Consider the following 25,380-nt stretch of genomic DNA (forward strand, 5'->3'; position numbering starts at 1 on the left):
CTGGCTGGCGGCCGCTGGGTGGTGCTGGCTGTGTCCAGCACGGTGGCACTGCTGCTCGCCGGCGTGATCCACCTCGCCTCGCCGTGGATCGATCCGCACGCGGTGGTGCCGCTCTATATCGGCTGCCTGACGCTGCCGCCCTTCGTCCTCGCCAACACGCTGGACGGCATCTCGCGCGAGCATGACTGGATGCAACTCGGCCTGATGCCGCAATTCATCGTGCGGCAGGGCCTGATCATCGCGCTCACCGCCGGCGCGCTGGCGCTCGGCCTCAATCTCGGCGCCACCGTTGCGATGATCGCCAGCGCCGCCGCGGTGTACATCGCGGCGATCGGCCAGATGATCGTGCTGAACCGCCGCCTTGCCGCCCATGTCGGACCGGGCGAGAAGAGCTACGACGTAAAGGGCTGGTTCGCGGTCTCGCTGCCGATCATGCTGGTCGAGAGCTTCTATCTCCTGCTCGGCTACACCGACGTGCTGATGAGCAGCAGTTTCGCTCGTCCGAGGAAGTCGGCATCTACTTCGCCGCCGCGGCCCCAAGCCCGGAGCGCAATCGCTGCTTTTCCGGGCTGATACACAATTGAATCAAGAGCTATTTCACGATCGATGCGATAGGCGCGCTGTCGTCAGCCTCCGCACCTGTTTGGGTGACTGTCATCAGGAGCCGCGAACCTATCCACGGTCGGCTGGTGTCGTATTGACGCCAACCAGAGTCAGCAGAGATTGCACAATGACTAGCCGACGGCGACCGACGGTCGTCGTGGCAACTCGACCATCGCCGATTAATTCATAAATCTTGGTCCGCCCGAGACCGGTCACTTCACAAGCCTCCGCGACGATGCAGGTCAACCGCTGCGCAAGCGGAAGGCGTCGACCTTGATGACAGGGCATCGACTTATCTGCCGCCGCCTCGCGTTCAATTTGGACACTGCGTTCGAGCTCCGGACCAAGCCGTATCAAGGTTACGCCTCCCCCACAATCGAAGGAGCTACCCTGAGGCGTGCCGCCTTCCACGTCAACGGAAGCGGAAGCGCAGACCGGAGAGCCTTAGCGAACGTCAGGAAGCATCGGAAAACTCTCGGCCACAAAGGGCAACGCAGAATTTTTCACAACCGATATCGATGTACAGTTCGATTCCCGCCAGGGCACCAACCAGGTTGTTCGAGCCCGTTTTAAAACGTCCGCGACCGTCCGCTCAGTGCTCGGAAGCCCCTGAAAAATAAGCTCTGCGTACATCGGTGTTCGCCAGCGTTTGTTCTCATCCGATCCCAGCCGACCGATTTGTTGGTATTTTTGTTGGTATCGTGTTGGTATCGGGAGAACAAACGTTCACGGTGACTTTCGCTATTCCGAACGAGGGAATTGAGCTGATGGCCGCAAGAACGGTGGCGCGCGCGCCAACCCCAAACGAAGGGATCTTATTGTGCCCTTGCTTGTCGGCGCATGCAAACAAGGTATGACGCTAGTGCTGGCGATCGCGAAGTTCCTGCCCCCTGATCGAGAAGTCGTGGTTCTGGACGCGTTCACAAACGGCCCGAATGACCTGGCGGATGTTCGGATCATCGAGGAGATACTTCGACGACTCAGTTTTCTCTTCTTGCCGAAGCCAAAGCGAGCATAGCTTGCGGGCCAATATATCATTGGCCGACTCTGACGTTGAATCTGGACCTGACTAACTGCGCGGCAATAGAAGGGTTGTCCGGCACGCCTGTGTCTCTTCGTCGAAGATCATGGATCGATCTACGCGCATATACGCCGACATAGCATAACTAAGCTCGGCTTCGTCCCAGTCGCGGAATATCCGGAGCTGATCGCTCGCCGGCAGGTATCCGGAAAAGGACTTTACATGGAGCTGATCCACCTGGATTCGCTCTTCATTTTCAACCGTCAGGTAGAAGTGAGTCGCGTCTCTAAGAGCGGCTTGGTAGTGCACCCGTGCCGCAACTTCCCTGAACTGGATCTCCGACAGCTCCCTGCCCACCAATTCGAAAGGCCCTTTCGAACCGACATGCATCTGGAAGCCGCCATCGTTGACAAACATGGCGCCCAGTTGGCCAACCCTTATCGCAATCGATTGTCCTGCGACGTTTGTCGAGAGATCGAACTCATGATCCTTCCTGTATTCTGATATTCTGTAAGAATAGAACGAGAAAGGAAAATCACCATGAAGACAAGTGAATGAGGTCGGCTTTCTCGCGCTTTGCAACACGAAATGACACTGGCGTAGGTCATCGATAAAACCTGGATCGACGATTGACCCGCGGTGCGGCTGTGAACGGTCAAACAGCAGGCTTGTTTCTTTGACGAGCAGCCCGATCAATATCTTGGAAAGCCAACGCGCCGGGGCGAGCCTCTCGTCTAGGCGCATTAGATCGCCACGGTGGAAGAGCGGCTGAACGGCACTTTCGATGCTCGACAAAAAACCGGTATTGCAGTCGATGCAGCATGGGACTGTCAAATTTCGATACGGAATGTACGTTCCATTTAGCAGAGTCAGTCGCTCGTCGAAGAGGTGGCATTCATTCTGAAGCCACTTAGGAATTACGTGCTCGCCATTGCCGCTACTGGATGCGCCGCCGCAGGCAAAACACCTCTTTGCAGAAATACTGGCTTCCGAGACGGCTCGATCAGTTAGCTCCAAGACTTTCATCGGGGTACTTTACTATCACTCAAGCTCGATCGGGGACCCGATTGCCATGGCTGCTCGCTTCTAGCACGGGTCTAGGCTAAGTCGGAGAATAGCGTTTCAGAAGGGCGGGCGTCGCCCCGCTTGCGGGCGTTTCATGTGGCGGCTGGTGGTGCGGTGGCCGCCGTAAAGGATTTTTGCTCTCTTTTGGCCGACCCCGGCGACGCATACTCCCGGATCTCAAGGGAGTTTGAACCGATGGGGAGGAAAGATCTTCGGTTAACGAAGTTGCCCGAGCAGCGGCCGGATACGCCAACGTGCCACCTGTCGAGCTTGTGGCCTTCGTCGTACGCTGGAACCGGGGGCTTAGGCAATGGAAAGCCACGCCCTTGGCGAGTTGCCGGCATTTCCGTGTCGAGCGTCGAACGGGTTGGCCGCCTCGGCTATGTCCGCGGGCTCGACCGGATCATGCTCGACCGGCTGCTCGAAAAACACCACTGCGAGATCGCGATCAGGAATCCGGACCTTCTGTTCGTGATCGGCGGCGCAGAACCTGACGTGATCGCGCTCTGCGATGAGGCCGCAACAGCGGGAGCGCGCACTGGCCTTCTCGCCGTGAAAATCGCTTCGCACACCTCGCGGCTCGCGCAGGCCTGCGCTCCGTTGCACCAGGCGCTCGATGCTAGCAAACGTTTCCCCATCTCAGCCCAGCGCATCCTGCTCGCGGGAGGCGATGGCGAACGCATCTTCACTGCAAGCCGTGCAACAGCGAAGCTCGCACGCCAGGTCGCGCACCCCATCGACTGGGCAGCTACGCTGACAGCGCTCTCCGAGCTTGGGATCACGAGGGTGCTGGACCTCGGACCAGGACATGCGCTTGCCGAGATGGCGCAGGCCTTCCTGCCGTCGATCCGTTGCTACGCAGCCGACGGGTTCCACACGATCGAAGACCTGCGAAACTGGGTTGCGCATGAATAGCGTAACTCCCTCAGTCGCGGGTCGCGCTCCGTATGGGGCAGGCCCCAATTGATGGCCGGCGCAGTTTCAGAATCTCGATACCGCGAATGGCAAGAATTCCTCAACGCTGCCCCGATAGCATCGCCGCGATGGTGATGAAAAATATGCTACCAACGATCAACAGAACGATCTTTCGCCTTAGAGACCGCTGAGCGTCCAACCGCTGCGTGCACGATGGACAGAGTGTTCGCAGGCCAAAATAGCTTCTGATTGAGGGGACCTTGACGCCGACAAGAGCGGCCAAGGCGACCAGGAACGCTGATGGTGGGATGCTAAACAATCCCGCCACGCTCGTCCCCGTCCTGACGTTTCTACGCGCGCCCTGTCCTTTTGCCAAACCGGTTCCACAAAGATAGCAGCTCGCCATTCCCAAACCTCGCTAGCCACATCGATAGTATTTTGCATTACCCTTCGCGCTCGACCAGGACAGAGACTTCCCGGAAATGGCAAAACTGATGGTCGCTGGCCACCGATCCTGTCCAACTTGACAATGACCTCGCACCGTCCAGCCAGACCTGTTGGGAAGAAAGGCGTCGAAGGTACATGCCCCTGCCTCGGTCCGAGCCTCTTGTGTCGAAATCGTGAGTTGCGTGCCTTGCGTACACGCCGGGTCAGTGGACCACCCACCAAGAAATGAGCGATTACGCGCGATTGCCTGAGGCGACCGCAATATCTGAGCTGTCGTGGCGTCCAGGCGAGTGTCAGCCGCCAGATGGTTGATAATCTTGAAATCACGAAGCGCACTGAGGGCGATCGTGTTCGAAGGTACGTCGCTTGGCCCGATGTACCCCAAGTCTCTCAGCCTGCCGACCGACGGATCTGGCGCGGCCGTCCCCGGCCCTGTTTGGGCGTCACTTATGGCGGTCTCGGCTGGCGGTTGATGTGGAGGCTTTATCTCGCGAAGAGGATCCAGCGGTGGAACGGCCGGAACGGCGCTTATCGCGGCGGCCGTGTTTTGTGGCCACGGTGATAGTGTCTCGGGTCGAGATGTCTGCTGCACGGACGATGAAGCCAGCTTCGACATAGTTGTTTGTTCGGCCAGCTTACCGGACAAACTCACATTGGATTGGCCGCTGCTCGATGCGGTTGCGACATTGGGAGGAACCGACGGCGACACGCTCGCCGCGGGTCGAGAAGGTGGATTTGAGGGCACCGTGGCCGCACTGGGTCCGCTGCTGTTCGCACCGGCGACAATGAACGTCGCAAAGCATGCCACCCCGAAAACCCAGCGACGGGCGACGACATCACCAAACACGCGTACTTTTTCGTCAGCTTCCGCCTGCTTGTATTCGACCCAGATCGCCCGCGCCCGATTGGTGAGGTCTGCCCGTGACCGCTGAATTTCCGCCGCCACTGTCCTGATGGCAATCAGATCGGCCTTCAGGGCGGTCTCGAGTGCAAGACGCCTCTGGCCAATGTCGGACTTCACTTGAGCGACCTCGCCCGGACTGATCGGCTGAGCGGGATTGAAAACGAAACGCTGTTCAAGTGCAGAGCGCCATGACAGGAGGACTGCGGCGGTCGCGGGACCGAAGCCAGAAATGCTTTCGATCCGCTGTCTTGAGATATCCGCCGCGGTATGAATTCCATTTGACCGCAACGTCGCTTTCCTGCCGCTACCGACCCCCTTTATCGTGGCGCTCACCAGGCTGAACCGCTCAAGGAAGTACTTGAGCTGCAGCTCTCGCTGCCGCCGGCTTAGATCCGCCAGGCGGCGTGCCTCCTCGCCTGGAAGATCATTGTATTCGCGAATTCTCTGTTCGGATTGCCGTCTCGCTGTATTGAAGCGCGATACATCCCCCTCGGTCCTGTAGCGCTGATCAACTTGGTCCCAGGCCTGCTTGAGTTGATGAGAGCGAGGGCTGTTGGCATGCAGCTGTTTGGGGCTCCTCAGAGCAAAATAGGCCGACGCGCCGAGAGCGGCCAACCCGATCACAGGCGGAACATATCCCAACCGCAAGATGGCCGCAGCAGCAATACCGCAAGCAGTCGAAAGCAAGAACTGTCCCGCAGAACTGTCTAAAGCACCCTTGTTCTGATTGACCGGCGCGCTCTGAACGACCGGCATTGCTGAATCAAGGGCCGGCGCGTTTCCCGGATCAGCCACACCGCGTATCGCTGCAATGAGCTGGCCAAGGTCGACAGGCGTGGCTGTGTTGACGATCAGAGGAGATGGAAATGCAACAAATCCAGGTATCGCCTTCTCAAGCCCGCACCACGGGCAATTCGGAGCTGCTGAGAAGTGGAAGTGCCCAGCCTTCGCAGCACACTTGACCAACTGCGACTCGGCGCGTTGCAGCAGCGCGATCCAGTCAGCCGCCTTGGGCCGGCAGCCATGGGCTCCGCCCGGGCCAAAGCACATCTCGAACGCGGACGCCATCTCGCGTGGGATATAGGAGAGCGTCGGCGCAAATGGTGGCGGCTCAGTTTGAGTTCGTGACTTTTCCGTCGAATATGCAAAGCGATACTCAGCGATCGCCCGCTCTTCGGGCATGTCCCCTCGACCGAGATACCGACCCGAAAATGGATGGCGGCCTAGAAACAACAGACTGAAGATGGCCACGCTCAATCCAAACGCGTCGTGGTTCGGTGTTCTATGAATATTTTCGAGCGACTTCCCCTGCAGTTCTGGAGGCGTGTAATCAGGCACGCCTACTGCGCAGAGAAACGTTCGCCCTTCTCTTGAAAACTGAAATGAGTCGCAGTCGATCAAAGTTGCGGTGGCGTCTGCACCAACGAGGATACCGGAGTGATTCAGGTCTCCGATGACGCAACCGGCCGCGTGCACTGCGGCCACTGCTTTTGCGATGTTCAGCGCGGTACGAACCAGCAGCCTATAGTCAGCATCTGGAAACTCATTGCGTCGGCTTGCCGGGGAATACAGTTGATGAATCGGCTTTTGCTTGCCAATTCGCAGCATGGTAAAGCCAGCGAATATGCCGGCGCCCTCGAACAATGGAGCGATGGGAAACGCCGCGTTGGATACCTTGTTCTGCATCCCGCTAGCGACCATTGCCGCGATCTTGTCTTGTCGCTCCCGAGCCTTGTCAGGGTGATATATTTTGGCCACGAGATCGGGCTTGCCAACGATCTCGAACACAGCCCCCTCGCCGCCGCGTCCCAAGAGCTTACCGAGGGGTACCGAGGCCCGGTGCTGATCAAAGATGTTCTTGAGGCGCGACATCGGAAATACGACGTGCAAGTACAAGGGTTTTGTCATCATCAGTCTTGTCGCAGACCGACGGACCATTCAAATAGTTACATAAGTGACGCGACAAAACGCGGTTCTTTCCAACCCCTCCGGGTTTGAAACTGGAAAACATCTGGTTGAAAAACGGAGGAAACGCGCTCTGCGTCGAGAAATTCAGAACAAGATGCTCGATCCCGTCTGTGAATACCGCGAGTTCAGAGAGCGAGCCATCGATCTCGCTCAACTGAAATGAGGGCTCGGGATCGTCGGTTACGAAGTAGGTCGTTGATGCGTATTCGCCGTGCGAGGGCCAGCTCGCTACGGTCCATTCCGCAGAATTCGTCTTACGATAGACGGCCGCACCGTCGCCGACATGGAGGACCTTGGCGTTGGTATCACCGACGATACAGCCAACCAGCGTTGCGGCAAAGTCGCGCGGGACCAGACCTTCAGCTTTTGAAGCGCTCTCGATGCGCCCTCGCATGTCATCGAGCCAATCGCACGCAATCTCGCGGGAAAGGCCGGCTAGCGTTCCACCGGCATGCAGATAACTTCTGACATTCCGGCAAAAAGCGCGGACGATGATGCGAGAGCCAATCGAAGATCGCTGCGCCGAGCCTGCACCATCGGAGCAAACCACGACCAATGCAGACTCGTTCCTGCCAACGACAAAAATGCTCGCACTCGAGTCGTCACAACCACGACCAAGCCGAATATGTGAAGTCCCAGTCGCGCTGGCTGAAACCCATTCCCAGTCGGGTCTGGTCATCCCGCCGTGGCCCAGCCGTCAGGAGCCGTCGGATTCTGCAGCGGCACCTGGTCGCCCGGATTGGATTTGGAGACAGATGAAAGCGAGGCCGATAGCCACTGGAAGAACTCCTTGAATTGCAGCCCCTTCAGTTTCAATGGCTCACGAACGGCGAGCGTACGCAACGTACCGAAATCGGCGCCTTCGACGCCGACGGCATAAAACATGAACGATTTCGCGGCCTCTCCCTCATGGACGAGTTGGGTCGCGCGGCTAACTGAGTCGGTCGGTGATCCGTCCGTGATCAGAAATACCCACGGACGGTAGTGCTTGACACCGGCCGATCGATAGGTGGCCTTTCTCTCCCGCAACATATCGAGCGCCCTCTCGATGGCCTCCCCCATCGGAGTTGCCCCTGCACTTTCGATCCTTGGCGGGTAAAAATTATGGACGGTTGCAAAGTCCGACTCGACCTTGACAGGGCCAAACGTGATGACCGCCACCTCAACCCTCTTGGCGGCCAGGCTGTCCGACGACAGTTCGGACCGAAACGCCTGAAGGCCATCGTTCAGCTGCTCAATGGGTGCGCCGCTCATCGAACCGGAGTTGTCAAGAATGAGGATAACCGGACACCGATTTTCCGGATTATCAACGAATTCCGCCGCATTGAACGGCTGTTGCGCAAAATCACCCTCTGACATGCCTGCCCCTCAAATAATTTCGATAAAAAGCGCAAGCATATCTATACAACGTGGCTGATTTTACAACTAAAAGAAGTACCGAGCTTGCTCCCTTCGACTAAATGGGGAGCCAGGCATTGCGGTGATGATCCGGTCAGATTGGCCACTGTCGCTGCGGGCCCTCATTTTACCTTCGACAGGCAAAAAGCCGTTTGAAAATTCCAATTCCTCGAGACCCTCAGGCGCGGCCTATCGGGCAACCTGCGGCTGCACGGCCGAAGCCGCCGGGTTCTCGGCTCAGCTATGATTCTGCGAATTTCGAAACGCGGTCCGTGACGTGACGTCGCTTGCACCAGGTCGGCCATGATCCCGCGCAAAGACAGATCGTCCCGGCTAATATTCCGAAGAGATCCGCCCTACTGCGTACGGACCGTTCGTTTTGGTCAGCGCCAGAGCCAACAGAATTCAAGCCTTTTGTGGGTTCATGTTATCTGCGCTTAGTACGCCCAGCGTCGAACAGGAGTCGCGTTCGATCACGCGCCATTCAGCGTGCGGCCAGAGCGCTCGCGATTTCCTCTACCAGACATCTCTTCGCCAAGAAGCCGTGCTACAGGCCGCTCCTAAATCAAAGGAGCCACCATGGCGAAGAAGAAGAAAGCGACAGAGAAACGCTTAAAGCGGCGAGAATGGAGCAAGGCAGATGTCAGGGAGCTCAAAAGTCACTCCAAAGCGCGTACGCCCGTCTTAAAAATAGCCAAGCTGACTAAGCGCACAGTGGGTGCTCTGCGCCAGAAGGCGTTGCACCTTGGAATTGGGCTGGGCCACCAGCGATAGTAGACGCGGGCGGACATTAGGCCGCCCGCGCGATCGTATCTAAGGCCGTTCGAAGACATTGCTGCTGAAAGCGCATAGACGCTGATGACCCGCTGACGCGACCAACACAGCACGATTGTTGGCGGGGATCTCGCCGCCAAATGGGCGATCGGGCGAACATAGGTCGGATGGGTTAGATCCGTCCCACGGTCACGAGGCCGGTAAAAACTGCAAGGCACTCAAACAAGAAGTAACTACTAAATATCAGTTCTGCATCGGGCGCCGTGTCGATGTCCCGCGCCAAGGCTTTCCGGGTGAAGCATCCTCCGGTGAGCATTCCGATGGGACGCTGGTCGCCTGAGCTGGTGGGCGTCAGGTAGCCCGAGACCAGCTGGGTTGCGGTACGTTCTGCGAACTCTCGATACTTGGCGCCGTCGGTGGGTCCGAGTGCGGACGCAAGTCGCAAGGACGCTGCTGCAGCGATCGCAGTGGCCGCAGTGTCCCTGCTGGTACTCGGAATTGCTGGATCGTCAAAATCCCAGTACGCAACCAGGTCCGCCGGGACGTGGTCGATCCACCAGTCCAGCACGCGCACTGCATATTCGCGCCACAAGGGCTGCTTCGGACGAACCATCGCTGCATGAGCGGTGTATAGCATCGCCCAAGCCTGCGCACGTCCCCAGGTGCTTACGTCGCTGTACCCCTTATGCGTGTGCGTTCTCAGCACCTTACCGGTTTGCGGGTCGAGTGTGGATGATTGGATAACTGAGTTATCGGGTCGCACATGGATGTCCAATACTCTCCGCATGTGAGCGTTTGCGACGTCCTCCAGGTGCGAGTCTGCCAGCTGGTCCGCGGCCCAATAAAGCAGGCCCGTGGCTTGGAGGGAGTCGATGCTGCTTTCGGCTGTACCGACAGCGTTAGCCTCCTCCGCATCCTGGCCCAATGGGATTAAGCCCAGTTTCGGGTCGAACATCTGCCCAAGCGACCGCGCTGCCGTAAGCGCTGCATTGCGTGCCATTTCATCCCCGAAGAGGATGCTTCCAACTGCACCACCGTGGTAGAACCCAAAACCCTTGAATGCAGTGCGAAGCTGGGCTCGAGGCAGCATTCGGGTCAAGGCATCACGCGCGTCGGATATAGGGAAGCGCTTCGGATCGGCGAGATGGGCGAGCCAGAGTTCGCCGACGAAGGCTCCGCCGGTCCAATCACCATCCGACGTGAACATCCATGTTCCATCCGCGGCGCGAGCCCAGTGTGGGAGGCCAGCTTTAGAAGCATCCCGCGTTTGCGCAATGCGCGTCAGCATGCGCTCGCGCGCAGCGAAAAAGTCGTTGCTCGACATGTTTTCTCCTATGATGCCTGTTTTGGCTCGAGGCAAATCCGGAATTGTGCAGCGACAGAGCTTTACGTCAGTCGCCGATGTAGACGTGACCACGCTTCTTTGCGACGTGATAAACGACCACGCTCAGCACGGCGACCACAGATCCATAGACGGGAAACATCCACGCCATCTGCGCATGCTGTAACCACACCAGCAAACAGGGTGACGTCCCACCAAACAGTGATACGCCGAGCGCATACCCGACAGCGATACCTGTCGTACGCACCGCGCGCGGCATGAGGGTCGTTGCGATGAAGTTGTAGAGAGCCATGTTGAAGCCGACGAGCGCGCCTCCGAACACCATAACAAAGAAGAACGTGGAAATGCTCTTCTCGGAATAGATCAGCGTGAGGAAGAAGCAGGCGGCGAGGAGCAGCCGGAGCAGCGTGAACGCGCGCGAGGGGCGGATCTTGTCTGCGAAGGCGCCCACGAAGGGTGCCGTGACGATCCAAATTACGCCCATTAGGGTCGTAATGCCGTACACCCAGGTGCTGTTCTCCTTGAACACGCCGTTCGCCAGATTGGGCAAACCAGCATTCCAAGCGTAGTTTGCGATCTGGACCGCTCCAACGACCAGGATGACGGCGAGCAACGAAAGCCGCACGCTCCAGAGCGTCTTCCACACGTCACCCGTGGTCTCCTGAGTGCGGGACAGTTCGTCGCTATGCATGACGTGCCTGATCAATCTTTCTGGCAGCTTGCTGCGCAAATAGATGATCAGCAGGCCGAGCGCCCCGCCGACCGCAAAGGGCAGCCTCCAGGCCCATTCGTGCATCGTCTCGGAAGCCACCGAGGCACTTACGAGAAAAGCAACGAGGCTGGATGCGAAAACACCGAGTTGGATAAACGTGCCACTGATCAGGCCGAGGTATCGTCCCTCCTCACGTGGCGGTGCAAGTTCGATCGCAATGGCGTTGGCGATCCCCGCCTCGGCGCCGGTGGCGAGCCCCTGGATGAGCCGAACGAGCAGCAATATTGCGGCCGCCGCAACGCCAAGCTCCTTGTAACCAGGCAACACTGAAATCAGTAGCGAGCACAATGCCATCGCGGTGACGGAGATCATCATCACCCGCTTGTGGCTGATACGATCGGCAATGGGACCAAGTATCGCTGCTCCTACCGGTCGTGCGAAGAAGCCAGCGCCGTACACGGCAAGTGCGGCTAGCAGCGAGGTCGTCGGGTCACTGGAGGAAAGAAGAGGGGCGACAGAAAAGAAGCCATCATCCCGTAGACCGTCCAATCGTACCATTCCAGGGCAACGCCACCGCCCAAAGCTATGGTCATGCTTTTGGTGGCAACTTGCTTTTCGTGCGGCGTGCCTGACGCCATGGTTTGCGGTGCTGCTGGAGCGAGGGGTTCAACAATGGTCGTCATTCATTTCCTCCGGTTTTGTCATTATGAAAACGTTTACATTCTGGCTCGATCGCGCCGCTTTGCCCGTTGCCGCGATGCGGACGACCGCTAAGTCATGAGAGGATCTGAGTTCGGCGCCCCGTCAACGTCCGGAGAACACTGGTGGTCGCTTTTCCAGGAAGGCAGCCATGCCTTCCTTTTGATCGTCGGTGGTGAATGCGTATCGGATCGCGCGGCGCTCAATTGCCAAGCCGGCCGACAGTGGCGTTTCGTAGGCCGCCTGAATTGATTCCTTGGCTAGCCGCGCAGCGACTGGCGCACGAGTCGAGATTGTGCGCGCTATCGCGAGCGCGCGCCCGAGCACCTCGGACGCCGGCAGCATTTCGGATGCAAGTCCCGCAGCTACCGCCCGTTCCGCGCTGATTGGCTCACCTGTCAACACCATCTGCGTGGCCAGGGACCTGCCAACGATCCGCGTCAACCGTTGGGTAGCGCCGTCTCCAGGCATGATTCCAATGGTGATTTCCGGCTGCGCGAGCACGCTGTCTTCGGCCACCAGCAGGATGTCAGCGAGCATCGCAAGCTCGAGGCCGCCGCCCAGGCACACGCCTCGAACGGCCACAATGAGCGGCTTGGGGAAGCCGGCGATGATATCCCAAGCATCCTGCCGTGTCGGATCGCTCAGCGCCTCGAAGCCGCGCTGTTGCATCTCCTTGATGTCAGCACCAGCGGAGAAAGCATGTTCATCGCCACTGAGAACTACGCACCGCACAGCCTCATCGGAACGAGCTGCGCGAAGCGCATCAGCCAGCTGACCCAGCAGGGCCGCATTCAGTGCATTTCTTTGTCGTGGTCGATTGAGCCGTAGCAGGAATATGGCAGGATCTGGCCTCTCAACGACGATGAGGGACTGCGTGGCGTGGTTCATATCGTTCCTCGAAAACAACCCGAAGAGCCTTACATGTACCCGGAGGCTAGGCGCCGAGGGTCTTCTTCGGAAGGAAGCGTTGCATATTTGCGCGTGCCGTCTCGTGGAGGATGTCCCGAGCAAAGTAGCGATTAGCCAAGTCATCCATGACTTCTGCCCTCGCGGTTACCGAAGTGGAGAAGAACTGCTTCGTGGTCAGCACGGCATGGGGCGGCAAACCGATCGACGAGCTCAGTATCGATTTCAGGACATACATCGTCACGCCGATGGACAAGAAACGGCTGCGGTTTGTGGAATCCTTCTTCGAGTCCGCTCAAGGCCCATGGAGTTGATGACTCTCATTGGCTTAATAAAACAGCAAAGCTACTGACAGGCTTCCTGCTCTTGGCGCTGTTGCCAGCGATCACCGCAATTCGGGCAACCCAGCTGCGTTGATCGCAGGTTTTTCCGCCCGCTCAGCATAAGGCGCTGCGAGAATTCGGCTTGGTGGCACCAACCTAGCTAGGGTGAGCGCATTCGGCGGCCTCACTGCGTGCTGGAGGCTGCAAGCGTGGGCACCGATACCTTGCTCGGTCAATTCGCGCCAAGCCTCACGACCAGCAGGTCGGCTACTATCAACCTCCACAGCGTGGCAACAGATTCCGCACATCCTCCACCAGCCCGGGCATCGTCTGCTCAGCAGTGGCACGACCGGTCGCGAGCCTCGGTGTGCGTCTTGATCACTTCGATGACTTTGAGCGAGTTGTCGCCCGGGAACGCCACCCACCCAGTCAACAACGGCAGATTGAATGGCGAGGCACTTCCCTATGCCTGGAGTGCTGGCGTTCGTCCGGCACGACAAGACGGCAACTAGCTCCCACCTTCTCGAGAGCCTCGCGCATCAAGACAATGAACACCCGGGATCCCGCCCTCGGGCAGGAGGGGGGCCTTCCCCGTTCCGGCGTGCGCCAATGGCGCATCGCCTTAACAGAAAATGGCACCCGGAGAGCGCGAGCATAGCGACCCGAAGGGCGCGCGGGTCCGAGTGCAGCGACGAGACCGGTTTAATAGCGGTACCCGGGAACGGGGCAGTGATAGCGACGCCGGCATACGCCATGACGGCGGGCCCCTTTCCCGAGTGCCCCCGGCGAGGAGCTCCATAGATCTTTGCGCGAGGGATCGAACCCGCATGGCCGAGACGCTGCGCGGCTCGGTTCAGGAGAGCCCGTTGCGGCATCGGCCGCACGCGCCAAGCGGAAGAAGTGTCCCAGGCTTGAATCGGAGGATCTAGATGTCCTCACGCGCATGCGTCTGCGCGTCATAGATCCTGACCTGAAGCTTGGGAAAGCGTCTCTTCAGTTCTTCTCCGCCGGCCCTGGCGCCCTCTTTGGTAACAAACTCGGTTTTCAATAGACCGTCGACTTCAAGCGCGAAGCCTGAAGTCGGCATCTTGCGGGCGGCAGCAACCATCTTGTTTCGTCTCATATTGGATTCAGCGCAAAGACTGCTTAGCCTGTGTCGGCGGGAAGCTGCCAGACACAACAGCCGTTGTGGATCACCAAGAGCGGCTGTAGGCAATTCGCATGCGGGTCCGGATGAGAGCTTTTCGGTCTCGGCCTCCCCAACCTACGCCGCCTGGATCCTGGCCAGGAAGTCGTCCAGCTCACGCTTCAGCCGAGTGCCTTCTTCAGACAGCAGTTCGGCTGACCTTAGCACGCCCACCGACGCCTCTCCGGTCAGCCTGGCGCCCTTGGTGACCTCACCGGCGCTTGCTGCCACCAGCGTCGTCCTGGCTGCTGCTTCCTGCACATTGAGTGCGATGCTTTGGCTGGTCGTCTCCTGCTTTCCGATCGCCTCCACCACGGTCCCCGCAATCTCCGAGATGCGTCCGATGAGGCCGCCAATTTCAGCAATAGTCCCAACCGAATCGCGTGTCGCAGCCTGTATCCCGCCGATGTGTTCGCTGATCTCAGCGGTGGCATGGGCGGTCTGCGTCGCGAGAGATTTCACTTCCTGCGCGACGACTGCGAATCCCTTGCCGAAGCCTCCGGCGCGTGCAGCCTCGATGGTGGCGTTCAGCGCGAGCAGATTTGTCTGCCGCGCGATCGCGGCGATCAGCTGAACGACGCCGCCTATCCGCTCGGCTGCGACGGCCAAACCGGATATTCGCTGGTCGCTCAGTTGCGCCATACGGACCGCGTCGTGGGACATACTGGCCACCTGGCCGACCTGCCGGCCGATGGTGGCGATGGTTCCCGCCATTTCGCCGGTTGCGTCCGCGAGGCGCTGAACATTGGCGGAGGTTTCCTCCGATGAAGATGCAACCTCGACGGAGAGTTGCCTGCCCCGATCGGCCGTGCCGGTCAGGCTGCGCGCGGACGCTTCGAGCTCTGATGATGCGGATGAGACGGCGCCGATAATCTGGCCCACGGCGCTTTCGAACTCACAGGCGAGCCGCGCAATATCGGCCCTGCGCTGCTCGGCGGCGATACGATCCAGTTCGGCGCTCGCATCGACGTCGGCCCGCGCCTTCTGGCGGGCCTTCAGTTTGAACATTTCGACCGCTTCGGCCATCTCGCCGAGCTCATCCTTTCGGCCAAGTCCCGGCAAAACCACATCGAATCTCCCCTCGCCGAGCTGGCGCATGGCTGCCGTCATCGAAGCCACTGTTTTGGCGATGCGCTGGCCGAACAGGAGTGCGGTGAGCCCCACAAGAACCGTTGAAAGTCCGATCACCCAGATGAGCGTCTGCCGGATCTCTTCAGCACGGACTTCAGCAACCTGCGAACGCGCCCCGGCGGCGGCCATGATCTTCACGAGCGCTGGACGGACACGGTCGTAGATCTGTCCAAGATCGTCCACCTGGTCGTTCAGCGCTTGCTGCGTGACCATGAACGCAACAAAACTCGACTTGTATGCGCGGATCAGTTCGAGGATCCGGGATTTCGCCTCCTCTGGCAGGTTGGCCTGAGCAAGCGCGGTTTCGAATACCGATTCCTGATCGACCAGCTGATCGCCATATTTGTCCTCGCCGCGCAGGATGAAATCCTTCTCGTGCCGGCGCATCATCAACATCAAGGTGGTCAGGCGCGGCTGGTTCAGCTCCTTCAGCCGCTGCTCGACGTCGTGAACGGCATTGCGCAGCTTGCCCTGAAATCCCTCATTCTCATTGAAGCCGAGATTGCGCTGGGCGGAGACAACGTTATGAAAGCGCGTTGCATACAGACCGATCACCGAGCGCAGGGACGTCACCTGCTTGAGCGGGTCGCCATCGGGCAACATCGTCACAAATGTTTCAACGTAACCGAGGTCTGCGAGCTGCCGTTCATAATTGTCGGCATGGTTCCTGATCAAGACATCACTTGGTTTGCGGAGGAAGTCGTTTGCGATTTGTCGCGCCTCCAGGAAACTCTGTGACAGTGATGCGACATGATCCTTGAATTTGTTGCTGTCGTTGGATTCGCTCTGAACAAGGCGCGCGTAATTCAGAGCGCCGGCGCAGATCATGCCGGTGACAACGACCCCGGAAATCCCAAGCAGTGCCATTTGGCTGCGCAACCCCATGCGGAAACGCCTCGATGGCCTGCCGTTCCTCGTCACAACTTCGCTCATGTTACCCCTTGAAAGAGTTCGTGCCCCGGTGGCCGTGTTGGTGAACACGGCGCCGACAGACGTAGGTCAGTATTGGCTAGACGGGAGTTGTTGACCTGGTTCGCTCGGTCGATGATGACCGGCTCAATAGGTCAGATTGATTTCGAAAATCTGAACTCGCACTGTACGTTCTGATCGACGTGAACGACGAGCAATCTCCGGCTATTGCAACAGCATGCCCGCGATGTGCGGCTCATCGATCATCTTTGCAGAAAAGATGCGAGCCTGAGACAAAATCCGCCGTGAAACGGCGCAAGACATCGATACCGCTATCATGCGCTCACGCAGTTGGCGGCCCATACCCAAAGCGTCACAATGTGGGGCTGATAGATCTTCACTTGCGTTGGCCTGGTTTTGACGGAAGCGAAACCCAATCGAATCATTTTATGGTCGTGCCTTGTGCAAGGCTCGCCTTGCATCTATTCACTGCGATCACGCACCTTGCTCTCCGCTCAGTATTACAAGCAGCGCCTTCCACGCTGCTCTCGTACGCTGCGTACAAAGCTGATGCGCTATAGACGCATTTGGTTTCTCGAGGCCGCCCTCGTGGAAAGACTTCACTCCAGAAAGACACCGAAAGGAATAATCAACCTTCGGATACGGGTCTCACGATGATCAGCGAAAGCTTGGCCGCCCTACGCACGCACCGCAACCGGATCTACCGTTATCGCCGCCTGCTTGAAACAGACCTCGCCGTGCTCGATCGCCAGTTTATCGAGCGACGCCTGTGTGAGGAACAACGTGCTTTCGATGCTTTGGTCTCAGCCAGCTTTCCCTTCATTATCGATATTTCCGACCCGAGTTGGTAGGCTGCCATGCGCCTCAAATCTGCACCCGCGTCGGTAGGACCCGCTGCAATGAAGTTGAGATTGAAAGAATGGCGCCGGTCCGACGGGAATTCAACCACACCCGAGAGACCTCGCATCGCTCGAAGGAAGTATCGCTGCATGATTGGTGCGCTTGACTACCCCGCGGCAACACCTAGTTGACTCTGCTCCCGTTCGCCCATGGCCCGATTCCTTCCACGATGTCGTGATCAAGGAACTTCCTGTCGCCTTTCTCGAAGACCTTGTCCATCGCTCGCTTAAGCTCTGCTCTGTTGAGCTGCATATGTGCAAGCTTGGATGCGAAGAAGCTGTCACTCTCATCCCGCCGCTTCACGACAGTACGCATCCAGCTCCATGCGCGCGCGTCAGCCGAGCACAGAAACAGGACCCAAGCCGCATAGGCCTTAACCGGATCCTGAGCTGTGAGATAGGCCTGCCACCAGTGGTGGGCGCAGGCTTCACGCCAGCGAAGCCGGGCGGCCTTGCGGCGAAGATCGGCACTATCTGTGCGCATCCGGCCTTCAGGCCAGGCCTCGGGGACAGGAAGCGTATGACTGGTGGCGAGTCCGCCCAGCAGCGCGCCACGTCGCTGACGCCACGCCAACGGCGATGCGCGATCCGCAGCAGCCATATCGGCGATCCAGGCCGACTTGCCGTTGTACGCTGCCGCAGCAGCTATATCGGAGAGCTTCCGGTCCGAATGGCAAAACGGCAGACTCAGAAGTTCACAGCGAAGCTCCGCTACAGGTTCCGAATCAGGAACGCGAAATACGATGTGCAACAACTCGTCGAGCCCAGCTGGCCCAACGTAGCGCGTTGCCACGGTCGTGCGCAATGCGCGCCACAGCTCGGTACCGCGACTGGGATCTCGAATGAGCAGCGCCTCACAGAGTGCAAGAAACGCCGTTTCGGCAAGATGCACGCGCCTGCGGAAATCCGTGTTGATCTCACGCGAACCTTCGAGCCAGCGATCGATCATGTCGGAGGCATGCTCGATCACAGGATCGAGATCGACGGCGTCGACGCCGGTGAGATAGAGGCTGGCGCCTGATTGCCTGGCTTGCTCGATGCGTGCTGTTGCGGTCTCTGCCGCGCGTTCATAAGCCTTGATGCGCGCATCGATATCGAGCGCAGCGCTGCCCGAGGCAGCCGGGTTGTTTCGTTCTTCGGGACCTGGCCTTGGCTCCGCGGAAATGAAAAACGGTGCGAACCTCTCCTCCGTACGGTCGATCGTGAGTATCGACCCCGGATCCGGTTCGGCGAGATTGTTGGCTGCCAACACAAGACCGAAGATCTCGGCAGCAAGACGCACCTCAGCGGGATCAGCGCCACGTAAGCGCGCCGCTTCGAGCAACCGCCACGGCGCAAGCCGCGGCGCCAATTGGTCAAATGGCAGAGCCGGTTCGGCTCTGATGAGTGCGCCGGTGCCATAGTGGTTGATCCAGATATCAGCCGATGGAGCCCAGCTCCAAGCCTTTGCAGCGAGATAGCGACCAAAGCGAGCGGCATCGGCCAAGGTCAGCATGCGAAACAGCACACCGTCCAGCTCATGATCGGGTTCGCCGATCAAACCTGTCAGCCACGACCAGGCGCTGTCGTTGAAGCCGCCCGGGTGAGCCGATAAAAGCAGCACGAGATCATGCCGCGGCTTGGCAGGCGCCGTGCCATACCGCTCAATGAGAGCATCAACGTCCGCGGAGGACGGCGTTCGCACGAGCTCCGCAAGATCGGAAGGGATGAATTTGAGATCGGCCGAGATTACCCTATCGAACTGACTTTGCGCATCATCGAGGGACTGCAGTTCGATCTTGAGCAACTCGCTGGCCGCGAACGTGTCATTATTCTCGTCCTCTTCGTGGGCGCTGAGGCGCAAGGTCTGCGCTGCGGACGCCTCCGCCGCCCCCGTCAAGATGAACGCCTCGCTGGCGTTAACCGCGCTCCAATAGCGTGACTCGGACGGACACGACGCGAAGCTTTCCATCTTGCGGCGTAGCAACGCGGCCAGAATGTCCGGCGCGCATCGTGCGAGCGCCGGCCGAAGCGCTTCGAAGAACAATTCTTCAGCGGTGCGCCCCATCGCCCGGTGGAGCTTCGTCACGTCGAACCCGGCAGCTGCAAGACGCAATTCCTCGATGAAGTCAAGCGGCGGCTGAAAGGTTGGATCAAGCCAAAGCTCGCTTGTACGCTGCAGGCGCACGTGAAGAGATAGCGCCTTATCCCCAAGCGCAATGCCGGCGTGCCGCCGTTCAAGGGCAAAGAAACTCCGGACCGGGTTTGGTAGATAATCTTTCTCATAAGTGTAGTGCCGGTCGATGCCGGGGTCGAGTCTGGCGGCGCCTTCCTCGTCGGCTTCCAGCCCGGTAAGCCAGAGCAGGAGAGCAGCGGCCCTTGCAGGCAGCTGTGGATGAATACCGGGTTCGGGCACGCGCGAACGGATATTCTCAGACAGGCCGCGGATGGCAACAGCTGTAGGCTCAGGATCGACCTCATTCAAATAGCAAAGCCATTTCAGGCCTTGCCAGCCATCCGCGCGTCCGCGGACCGCCGAAGCGAGCGCTATGGCTTCGAGGCATGGCAGGATGTTCGATAGCGGGAACCCTTCGACAATCGCGGGCGCCGCAGCCTGCAGCCTGCCATCGTCGCGGTCGACCAGACGAAGCGTGACGCCCAGCACCGTCAATGGACCGGACGCATCGTTTCCGACACGGCCGCGATAACGTTCCGCTCGACGCCGCTCGGAATCGGCGTTCGCGTCCGGCCTGTTGTCGATTTCGCGCGATACAATGGAGAACCAGGCACGGACTCGCGCCACGATCGCGGTCAATTGCGGGCCGTTCTCGCGCGGGATAGCGCGAAGTGCGTTGACAGCCCACATCCGAGCGGATGCCTGTGCATGCGCATCCGACTGTTCTACCGCGTCGAGAAGCGCGTCGGGTATACTGGGTGCCAGGCCGGCGAGCTCTCGGCGGTGGCCGTCGGTGACGTTCTGGGTTTGCAGCCACGCCGTAACCAGAACGCCTGGAATGGAGGTTGTGAAGGGTCCGCCGCGCTCGACGAGGATCGATACTGCCGCCCTGAGAATTTCGGCGCGCTGATCAAGACCGGCGATCGGGTCCAGCCATTGCGTGACCTCGGCTTCGGCCGCCGCAAAGGTCGCACCGCCCATTGTATCGAGATGCGCAAGTAGCGCGGCCCCGAGCGCGTGAGCGACGACGGTCGGACTGAGCTGCATGGCGCCCGACGGCCCCGGCCGTACGAAGCGTCCGTCAATGATGTCGCTCAGCCGAGCATATACCTCCCGCTCGGAAAGATCGGGCCGGCTTGCCGTTTCGCCGAGGCTCTTGAGTGAGAACTCCTGAATACCGCCGCGGTAGCGCCCGGCGATTTCGGCGAGCCACGCACGCCAGTCATTTTCGCTGAAGGATTTGCCGGCGCGATCTCCGAAGGTGTCGCGCCCATATTCCCATAGCAGGCGATGGACTGTGACCTGGCCTGCCTCCACGAGCCGATCGCGAAAGCGGATGACAAGCTTGAACAAGCGCGGCGTGCGCGCAAGTTCAATGAGGTCGGGATGCAATTCTGCCTGCGTGAGGTTTTCGAAGGCGAGCATCTGATCGAGTTCGCCGCCCGCTGTGGTATCATAGACGTCGACGACCACAGGCACCGCTGCAACCACAAGCCCGCGAAGACTCGAGAGCTTGTCTTCAAAGTGATGCCTGCGCGTGCTCAGCATCACACGCACCCGCCCCTCGAAGGCCAATCCCTGGACAGCCTTGAGCAGCGTCAACCACGGAACCGAGGGCTCCTGATTGAGGCCGTCGAACAGTACGGTGAGAACCGGTCCCTCTTCCCTCGGCCGTTTGAGCAGGTAGTTAAGCCGACGCAACCAATGCTCGGGATCGCGCGCGCCGGTAAGCTCACAAAGACGCTCAGCCAAAAAACGCCTGAGGGTCGATTCCGAGGTCGCGGCCAGACTGGCAAGCGCGGAAGAGGGAACAATGAGGACAATCGGCAGTTCGCGCATCCGGTCAGTCAGCCAGTCGAGCGCGGCCCAGGTCTTGCCGACTCCGTCCCAACCGATGATCGCCGCCGGCGCGTCGCTAACTGCAGGACCCCGCCACCAGGCATCCAGCGCATCGTGAACCCGTTGACGCCGCACCCTCTTTGACTGAGCACCTCCTGCCGCATCCTGCCCCAATTCGGCATTCGAAACACGATGCGAGGTCCAGACGCCCTGCAGCTTGCGCTGCGATGCGGATCGCAGGCTTTCGAAGCCAAGCGACCAGACCTGCAGATTTCGGCGCAGGGTGGCTATGGCCTCGCCCATGGCGGATTGCAGGGCTTGCGCGTGATTGGCCGCTTCCTCCGAGAACTCGGCTTTGACGAGGTCGGGCCCAAACGCGCACAGGGCAGCGAGCGGCGCGGCCTCGTGGTCCTTCCAGTCGATGATCAGAACGGGAATGCCAAGCCGTTCGCCCTTTTGCACCAGGTCTTGGGCGAGTTGCTCGGGAACGCTGCGCGTGGCAATCAGAACCCACGCCTCCAGCGCCTCGTCGCGTGCCAGGGCATGATCGATTTCGCCGAGGAGTTCGCGATCGCTCAGGCTGGTATCATCGGCATATTTCTTACATTCCAGCCGGAACCGGCGATCCTGCTGGCCGACCGCGCCCGCGTCGCCACCGTGTTGGAAGCCCGACTTGGCCACCGCAATCGAGACGCCGAGCAAGCGGCCCACAAGCCCTGCCGCGAGATTTTCCAGCTTGTGGGGACTCCTTTCGGCCTGAAGCGCAGATTTCAGTTTACTCTGATGGGACAGCTCGTCGGGAGTCGGTGACATGACAATCGCCTACAACGAATTGGACTGCGATAGGGGTACTGTATCGCGCCAGTGGCGCAACGAAACTCCTGCTCCGGGGCCCGCTCGATCGAAGGCAGCTCGTCCTCGCGGCGAGGACGCGCTGAATCTCCTGGACCGCCGATTTGACGAGCTCGACCACCTAATCTTGCACCCGGGCCCGAAGCGCCGCCCCCTCAAATCTTTTGACTAAGAGACCGGTAGTAGCGGTACTGATTCGAGCCTGCCGGATGCTGAAATTGAAAGCAAAGGGCGAAATTCTCTATCGCTTGCATCACGCCTTTCAGGGACGGTGCCGTGAAGGCGTGGGTCTGACCCGTCGACCAGTGCGAGAGATAGTTGCTCACGATGGTTGCCACCGCGGTACCAAGGCCGGCGAGTTGGGCGGGCTCCAGGACCAGGCGGCCAGCCGCATCGTGGAGGTCGACGGCTGCCTTGATGGCGTCGATCAGGTTCTTCGCCATGTGCCTGTCATCATTGAAGGCAATGCCGATTGGCACGGGAATGCCCACCCGCGAGATGACCTCCTCGAGCTTGAACTCGAGGTACTGCCTGATCCGGGGAGCAGCATCGTCAGTGTTGCCCGTATCAAGAAAAGCGTGAGTCGCATCGCGGATCTTATGGATTGCGCCCGACTGCGGCAGGACCGAGGTTCGCGCGGTCCCCTGAATGCACTGATGCCACCAGCCGCCTTCGTTGGCATTCGTGTTGAACAGCTTCTCCAGGACCTTGTCGTGGCTCAGCAGAATGACCTGGGGGCCATCAGGGACGCCGGGGCGCGCAAATTGTCCTTTGATCACGTTCATCAGATGGAACTGATGCCCGGAGTCAAAGCTCGACGTTACGTCGTCGAGGATCAGAAACCTGGCGCCCCCGCCATAGAGGGAGGCGGCCGCCAAATAGACGCTGATCGCAAAGGCGTTACGATAGCTTTCGGAGAGGACGGCTTGGGCCGAGATGTCAGGTAGCGTCCAGAACTGAGCAAGCGAGATGGAAAGATCCTCGCTCCCGGCGCGTTTCCTCAGGGCTGGCACGACATCTGTGTACATGATCGCTGCAAAGATATCGCGCGTAATGGGTTCGATCGCGGCCAGCCGGCGCGCGCTCGCGGCGGACTCGGCCCTGGCGAAGCATGAGCTCGCCGTGTCAAGGAAGCTCTTGACCCGGGCAATTCGCGCAAGTTCCGCAGCGACGGTCGCTTGTTCTCCCAAGGCAGCGCGCAGGTCGGACAAATTGCTCTGCAGACGGCGTGCAGCCTCAGCCTTCTCCACGACGGCTGTGAGCTTCTCGGGAAGGCCCTTCTCCAGGGCGACTTTGCTGTCGGTGAGCTGCTTGACCTGGGCGACTGCACGATCAGTCAGCGTCTTCAGCCATTCCGTCACTGCGCGCGCGCGCCCCCCATCGAGGGCGCCCTTCAATCCAACATCCTTTGCGTCGGCGAGCTGGGCTTGCTCATCTGCCTGGTGACCCAATCGTTCCAACTCGTCGAGCTGATTCCAGCCTTTTTCGGTCCACTCTCGAGCCAGATCGGCAGAGGCAGTCTCCACGGCCTCAAAGGCCGCGATCTTGTGGCGAACGTGATCGAGGACCGAAACAGCATCAGATCGATCACATGTCGGACAGACGCACTTATCCGCCCAATCGTCATCGGCGAGGATAGCTTCGCTAACGCCATAGAGCTGGCGAAACAGATCGCCTTGAGTGAGTTTCAAGGCGGTGTCACGAGCCTCGGCCAACTCCACCAGGCGCTTGGCATCCGCTTCGCTCGGCGCGGCCTTGACAGCTTCCGACCACCTCGCCTCCTCACGCAGGATCTTCGCGAGTTCTGCTCTGGCCTCACCACCTTCGGCGGCTTTCGCTGCATCTACGCAACTCGAAGGATCGATCTCCTCGAAGGTCTTGCCCTCGCATAGCGGCTTGAGCAGTTCGATACCACTGAGGGCGGAATGCGCCTTCGCGAGCATCGTCGCCTCAGCCTCTGCCGGATCGTACTCGTCACCGACGAGCGCCGTGAAGGCCTCCCTGATGTTGCTCCGGGCACGCTGGACAGACACGACCGCGCTGCTCTGCCTGGCTTCCTTGGCCGCCACGCCGAAGTGATTGTTGAAGGCCTTCGTATTTGTAAGCGAGGCCAACCCCTGACGTAATGACGAATATCGCTTCAGGCCCAGCAGCCCGGCGAACGATCGGCCGCGCTTCTGCGGCGCAAGATCGATAAAGTCCTGAAATGTCTTCCCATCGAGAAGAACGAACTCGCGATTGAGGTCCGCCAGAATCGCATTTCCGTCTGCACCTGGACTAGCCGTAACGGTTCGCCCGCCTGCGCCGTTGCGCCGGACAGTCACATCGACCTCGGCGCCGCCACCCGCAGGCGCAAGGGTCAGGGTGATCGTTCCCACACCACCGGCATGGAAGCGGTTAAGATAGTAGGACGGACCTTTTTCGGCCGCGGGCAGATCATCGAGCTTGGGAACGCGACCGGTAATCGCGTAGACCACCGCATCAAATATCGATGTTTTCCCGACACCATTCGGCGCGGAGATGGAGTTGACACAGTCGGGCTTGAGCTTGAGAACAAGGGGAGCACCCTCGTTGTTGATGCCGCGAAAGCCTTCGATGGAGATCTTCTGAAGATACCAGCCACTCATTCTGCAGCGCCTTCCTCAGAGGGGGTCTCCTGGGATTCAATTGGCGCGCCCGCTACGTATAGCGCATCCAGGAGCGTACCCTGATCGAGGGCGATTTCCAGGCTGAGCTTTGAAAGCGCGCCCGACAGGACGTCCGCCAGAGGATCGTCGATCTGTTTGAGCGCGACCGAGAGCGCCGAGATATTCTGATCGACCGTTTTGCTGTCATCGATCTCGAAAACAATTTCACTACTGGTCAATATATATCCCTCAGACAATCATCTTCCGTCATCTCTCGTCGATAACGGAACCGCAAGACTTCGTTACCGCTGTCTCGCGCACGTAAGCGAGTACGGGCTGGACGTTCAACACGAGTAGCGCGTTAGTAACGCCGCAAACAGCGCGTCTTTGGTACTTTCCGTACGGAATTCTGCGCGACCTCTTCAATCTTGGGAGCACATCCCGGCGCCCCGTCGTCACCATTCCGTCATGCGTCAATTCGCGGAAAACGTCGCGCTGCCATCTTGGAATTACGAGCGCGGTCGAGCCCCGCGCAGTGCTCCGCTTGAATAACGGCGACGCTTGTCTCGGCCGGCGCGATGCGACCGCCCGGAGACGGCAAGGCCTATTTTCCAGGCCTGACGATCTGGATGTCGAGCTTGCACGCGCTGGTCTTGAACTCCAGGAAAAACGGGCCTACTG

The 25,380-nt window shown here is 59.5% G+C and carries 17 protein-coding genes and 1 pseudogene; 5 read left to right on the forward strand and 13 right to left on the reverse strand.

Annotation, left to right across the window (positions count from 1 at the left end; translation table 11 throughout):
* Positions 1 to 527 (forward strand): annotated as a pseudogene (locus CI41S_RS13680) (oligosaccharide flippase family protein); the annotation flags it as partial.
* 1,145 nt (positions 528 to 1,672) lie between these two features.
* Here the strand turns inward: CI41S_RS13680 and CI41S_RS13690 are convergent.
* Entirely contained in the window at positions 1,673 to 2,650 is a 978-nt protein-coding gene (locus CI41S_RS13690) for a hypothetical protein (RefSeq protein WP_139859649.1), read from the reverse strand.
* A gap of 387 nt (positions 2,651 to 3,037) precedes the next feature.
* Here CI41S_RS13690 and CI41S_RS13695 point away from each other — a divergent pair, with 387 nt between their 5' ends.
* Complete coding sequence (locus CI41S_RS13695) at positions 3,038 to 3,604, forward strand: ACP S-malonyltransferase (protein ID WP_244622230.1); 567 nt, start codon at positions 3,038 to 3,040, stop codon at positions 3,602 to 3,604.
* A gap of 418 nt (positions 3,605 to 4,022) precedes the next feature.
* Here the strand turns inward: CI41S_RS13695 and CI41S_RS13700 are convergent, their stop codons facing one another.
* Genes CI41S_RS13700 through CI41S_RS13710 form a run of 3 tightly spaced genes read right to left on the reverse strand, consistent with a single transcriptional unit; the run spans position 4,023 to position 8,282 of the window.
* The gene (locus CI41S_RS13700; protein WP_139482218.1) at positions 4,023 to 6,827 is read right to left on the reverse strand and encodes a helix-hairpin-helix domain-containing protein; all 2,805 of its coding nucleotides are present in this window, start codon (positions 6,825 to 6,827) and stop codon (positions 4,023 to 4,025) included.
* Positions 6,802 to 7,602 carry a PP2C family serine/threonine-protein phosphatase gene (locus CI41S_RS13705; protein WP_139482219.1) on the reverse strand — a complete coding sequence of 267 codons (801 nt, stop codon included), beginning with the start codon at positions 7,600 to 7,602 and terminating at the stop codon, positions 6,802 to 6,804. The genes CI41S_RS13700 and CI41S_RS13705 overlap by 26 nt, the downstream gene beginning before the upstream one ends.
* Entirely contained in the window at positions 7,599 to 8,282 is a 684-nt protein-coding gene (locus CI41S_RS13710; protein ID WP_139482220.1) for a vWA domain-containing protein, read from the reverse strand. The genes CI41S_RS13705 and CI41S_RS13710 overlap by 4 nt, the downstream gene beginning before the upstream one ends.
* Positions 8,283 to 8,900: 618 nt before the next feature.
* Between CI41S_RS13710 and CI41S_RS13715 the strand changes: the two genes are divergently transcribed.
* The gene (locus tag CI41S_RS13715; protein WP_139482221.1) at positions 8,901 to 9,095 is read left to right on the forward strand and encodes a hypothetical protein; all 195 of its coding nucleotides are present in this window, start codon (positions 8,901 to 8,903) and stop codon (positions 9,093 to 9,095) included.
* A 172-nt stretch (positions 9,096 to 9,267) separates the two neighbouring features.
* On the opposite strand, the gene CI41S_RS13720 is transcribed toward CI41S_RS13715, so the two are convergent.
* The 4 genes from CI41S_RS13720 to CI41S_RS13730 all read right to left on the reverse strand — a co-directional run bounded on the left by CI41S_RS13720 (position 9,268) and on the right by CI41S_RS13730 (position 12,739).
* Entirely contained in the window at positions 9,268 to 10,419 is a 1,152-nt protein-coding gene (locus CI41S_RS13720) for a glycoside hydrolase family 88 protein (RefSeq protein WP_139859651.1), read from the reverse strand.
* A 67-nt stretch (positions 10,420 to 10,486) separates the two neighbouring features.
* The gene (locus CI41S_RS13725) at positions 10,487 to 11,707 is read right to left on the reverse strand and encodes an MFS transporter (protein WP_139859653.1); all 1,221 of its coding nucleotides are present in this window, start codon (positions 11,705 to 11,707) and stop codon (positions 10,487 to 10,489) included.
* Complete coding sequence (locus CI41S_RS43440; RefSeq protein ID WP_172626791.1) at positions 11,620 to 11,832, reverse strand: hypothetical protein; 213 nt, start codon at positions 11,830 to 11,832, stop codon at positions 11,620 to 11,622. The genes CI41S_RS13725 and CI41S_RS43440 overlap by 88 nt, the downstream gene beginning before the upstream one ends.
* A 121-nt stretch (positions 11,833 to 11,953) precedes the next feature.
* Positions 11,954 to 12,739: an enoyl-CoA hydratase-related protein gene (locus CI41S_RS13730; RefSeq protein WP_139482224.1), complete on the reverse strand. Its 786-nt coding sequence runs from the start codon at positions 12,737 to 12,739 to the stop codon at positions 11,954 to 11,956.
* A 146-nt stretch (positions 12,740 to 12,885) separates the two neighbouring features.
* Between CI41S_RS13730 and CI41S_RS13735 the strand changes: the two genes are divergently transcribed.
* On the forward strand, positions 12,886 to 13,071 hold the full coding sequence (locus CI41S_RS13735) for a hypothetical protein (RefSeq protein WP_139482225.1): 186 nt from the start codon (positions 12,886 to 12,888) through the stop codon (positions 13,069 to 13,071).
* Between the two features lie 934 nt (positions 13,072 to 14,005).
* Here CI41S_RS13735 and CI41S_RS13740 read toward each other — a convergent pair.
* Both CI41S_RS13740 and CI41S_RS13745 read right to left on the reverse strand, forming a co-directional pair.
* Positions 14,006 to 14,188, reverse strand: a complete 183-nt coding sequence (locus tag CI41S_RS13740; protein ID WP_139482226.1) for a hypothetical protein — start codon at positions 14,186 to 14,188, stop codon at positions 14,006 to 14,008.
* A gap of 156 nt (positions 14,189 to 14,344) precedes the next feature.
* The gene (locus tag CI41S_RS13745; RefSeq protein WP_139482227.1) at positions 14,345 to 16,330 is read right to left on the reverse strand and encodes a methyl-accepting chemotaxis protein; all 1,986 of its coding nucleotides are present in this window, start codon (positions 16,328 to 16,330) and stop codon (positions 14,345 to 14,347) included.
* Between the two features lie 650 nt (positions 16,331 to 16,980).
* On the opposite strand from CI41S_RS13745, the gene CI41S_RS13750 reads away from it, so the two are divergent.
* Positions 16,981 to 17,178, forward strand: coding sequence for a hypothetical protein (locus CI41S_RS13750; RefSeq protein WP_139482228.1), 198 nt, complete (start codon positions 16,981 to 16,983; stop codon positions 17,176 to 17,178).
* Positions 17,179 to 17,350: 172 nt separating this feature from the next.
* Here the strand turns inward: CI41S_RS13750 and CI41S_RS13755 are convergent, their stop codons facing one another.
* The 3 genes from CI41S_RS13755 to CI41S_RS13765 all read right to left on the reverse strand — a co-directional run bounded on the left by CI41S_RS13755 (position 17,351) and on the right by CI41S_RS13765 (position 24,938).
* A complete protein-coding gene (locus CI41S_RS13755) occupies positions 17,351 to 22,033 on the reverse strand; it encodes a hypothetical protein (protein WP_139859655.1) in 4,683 nt (1,560 codons plus the stop codon).
* 194 nt (positions 22,034 to 22,227) lie between these two features.
* Positions 22,228 to 24,699: an AAA family ATPase gene (locus CI41S_RS13760; protein WP_139859657.1), complete on the reverse strand. Its 2,472-nt coding sequence runs from the start codon at positions 24,697 to 24,699 to the stop codon at positions 22,228 to 22,230.
* Positions 24,696 to 24,938 (reverse strand): hypothetical protein, encoded by a 243-nt coding sequence (locus CI41S_RS13765; RefSeq protein ID WP_139482232.1) that lies wholly within the window; start codon positions 24,936 to 24,938, stop codon positions 24,696 to 24,698. Before CI41S_RS13765 ends, CI41S_RS13760 begins: the two co-directional genes overlap by 4 nt.
* Positions 24,939 to 25,380: the final 442 nt, after the last annotated feature.

Origin of the sequence: Bradyrhizobium ivorense (genome assembly GCF_900696085.1) — a bacterium.
Taxonomy (GTDB): Bacteria; Pseudomonadota; Alphaproteobacteria; order Rhizobiales; family Xanthobacteraceae; genus Bradyrhizobium; species Bradyrhizobium ivorense.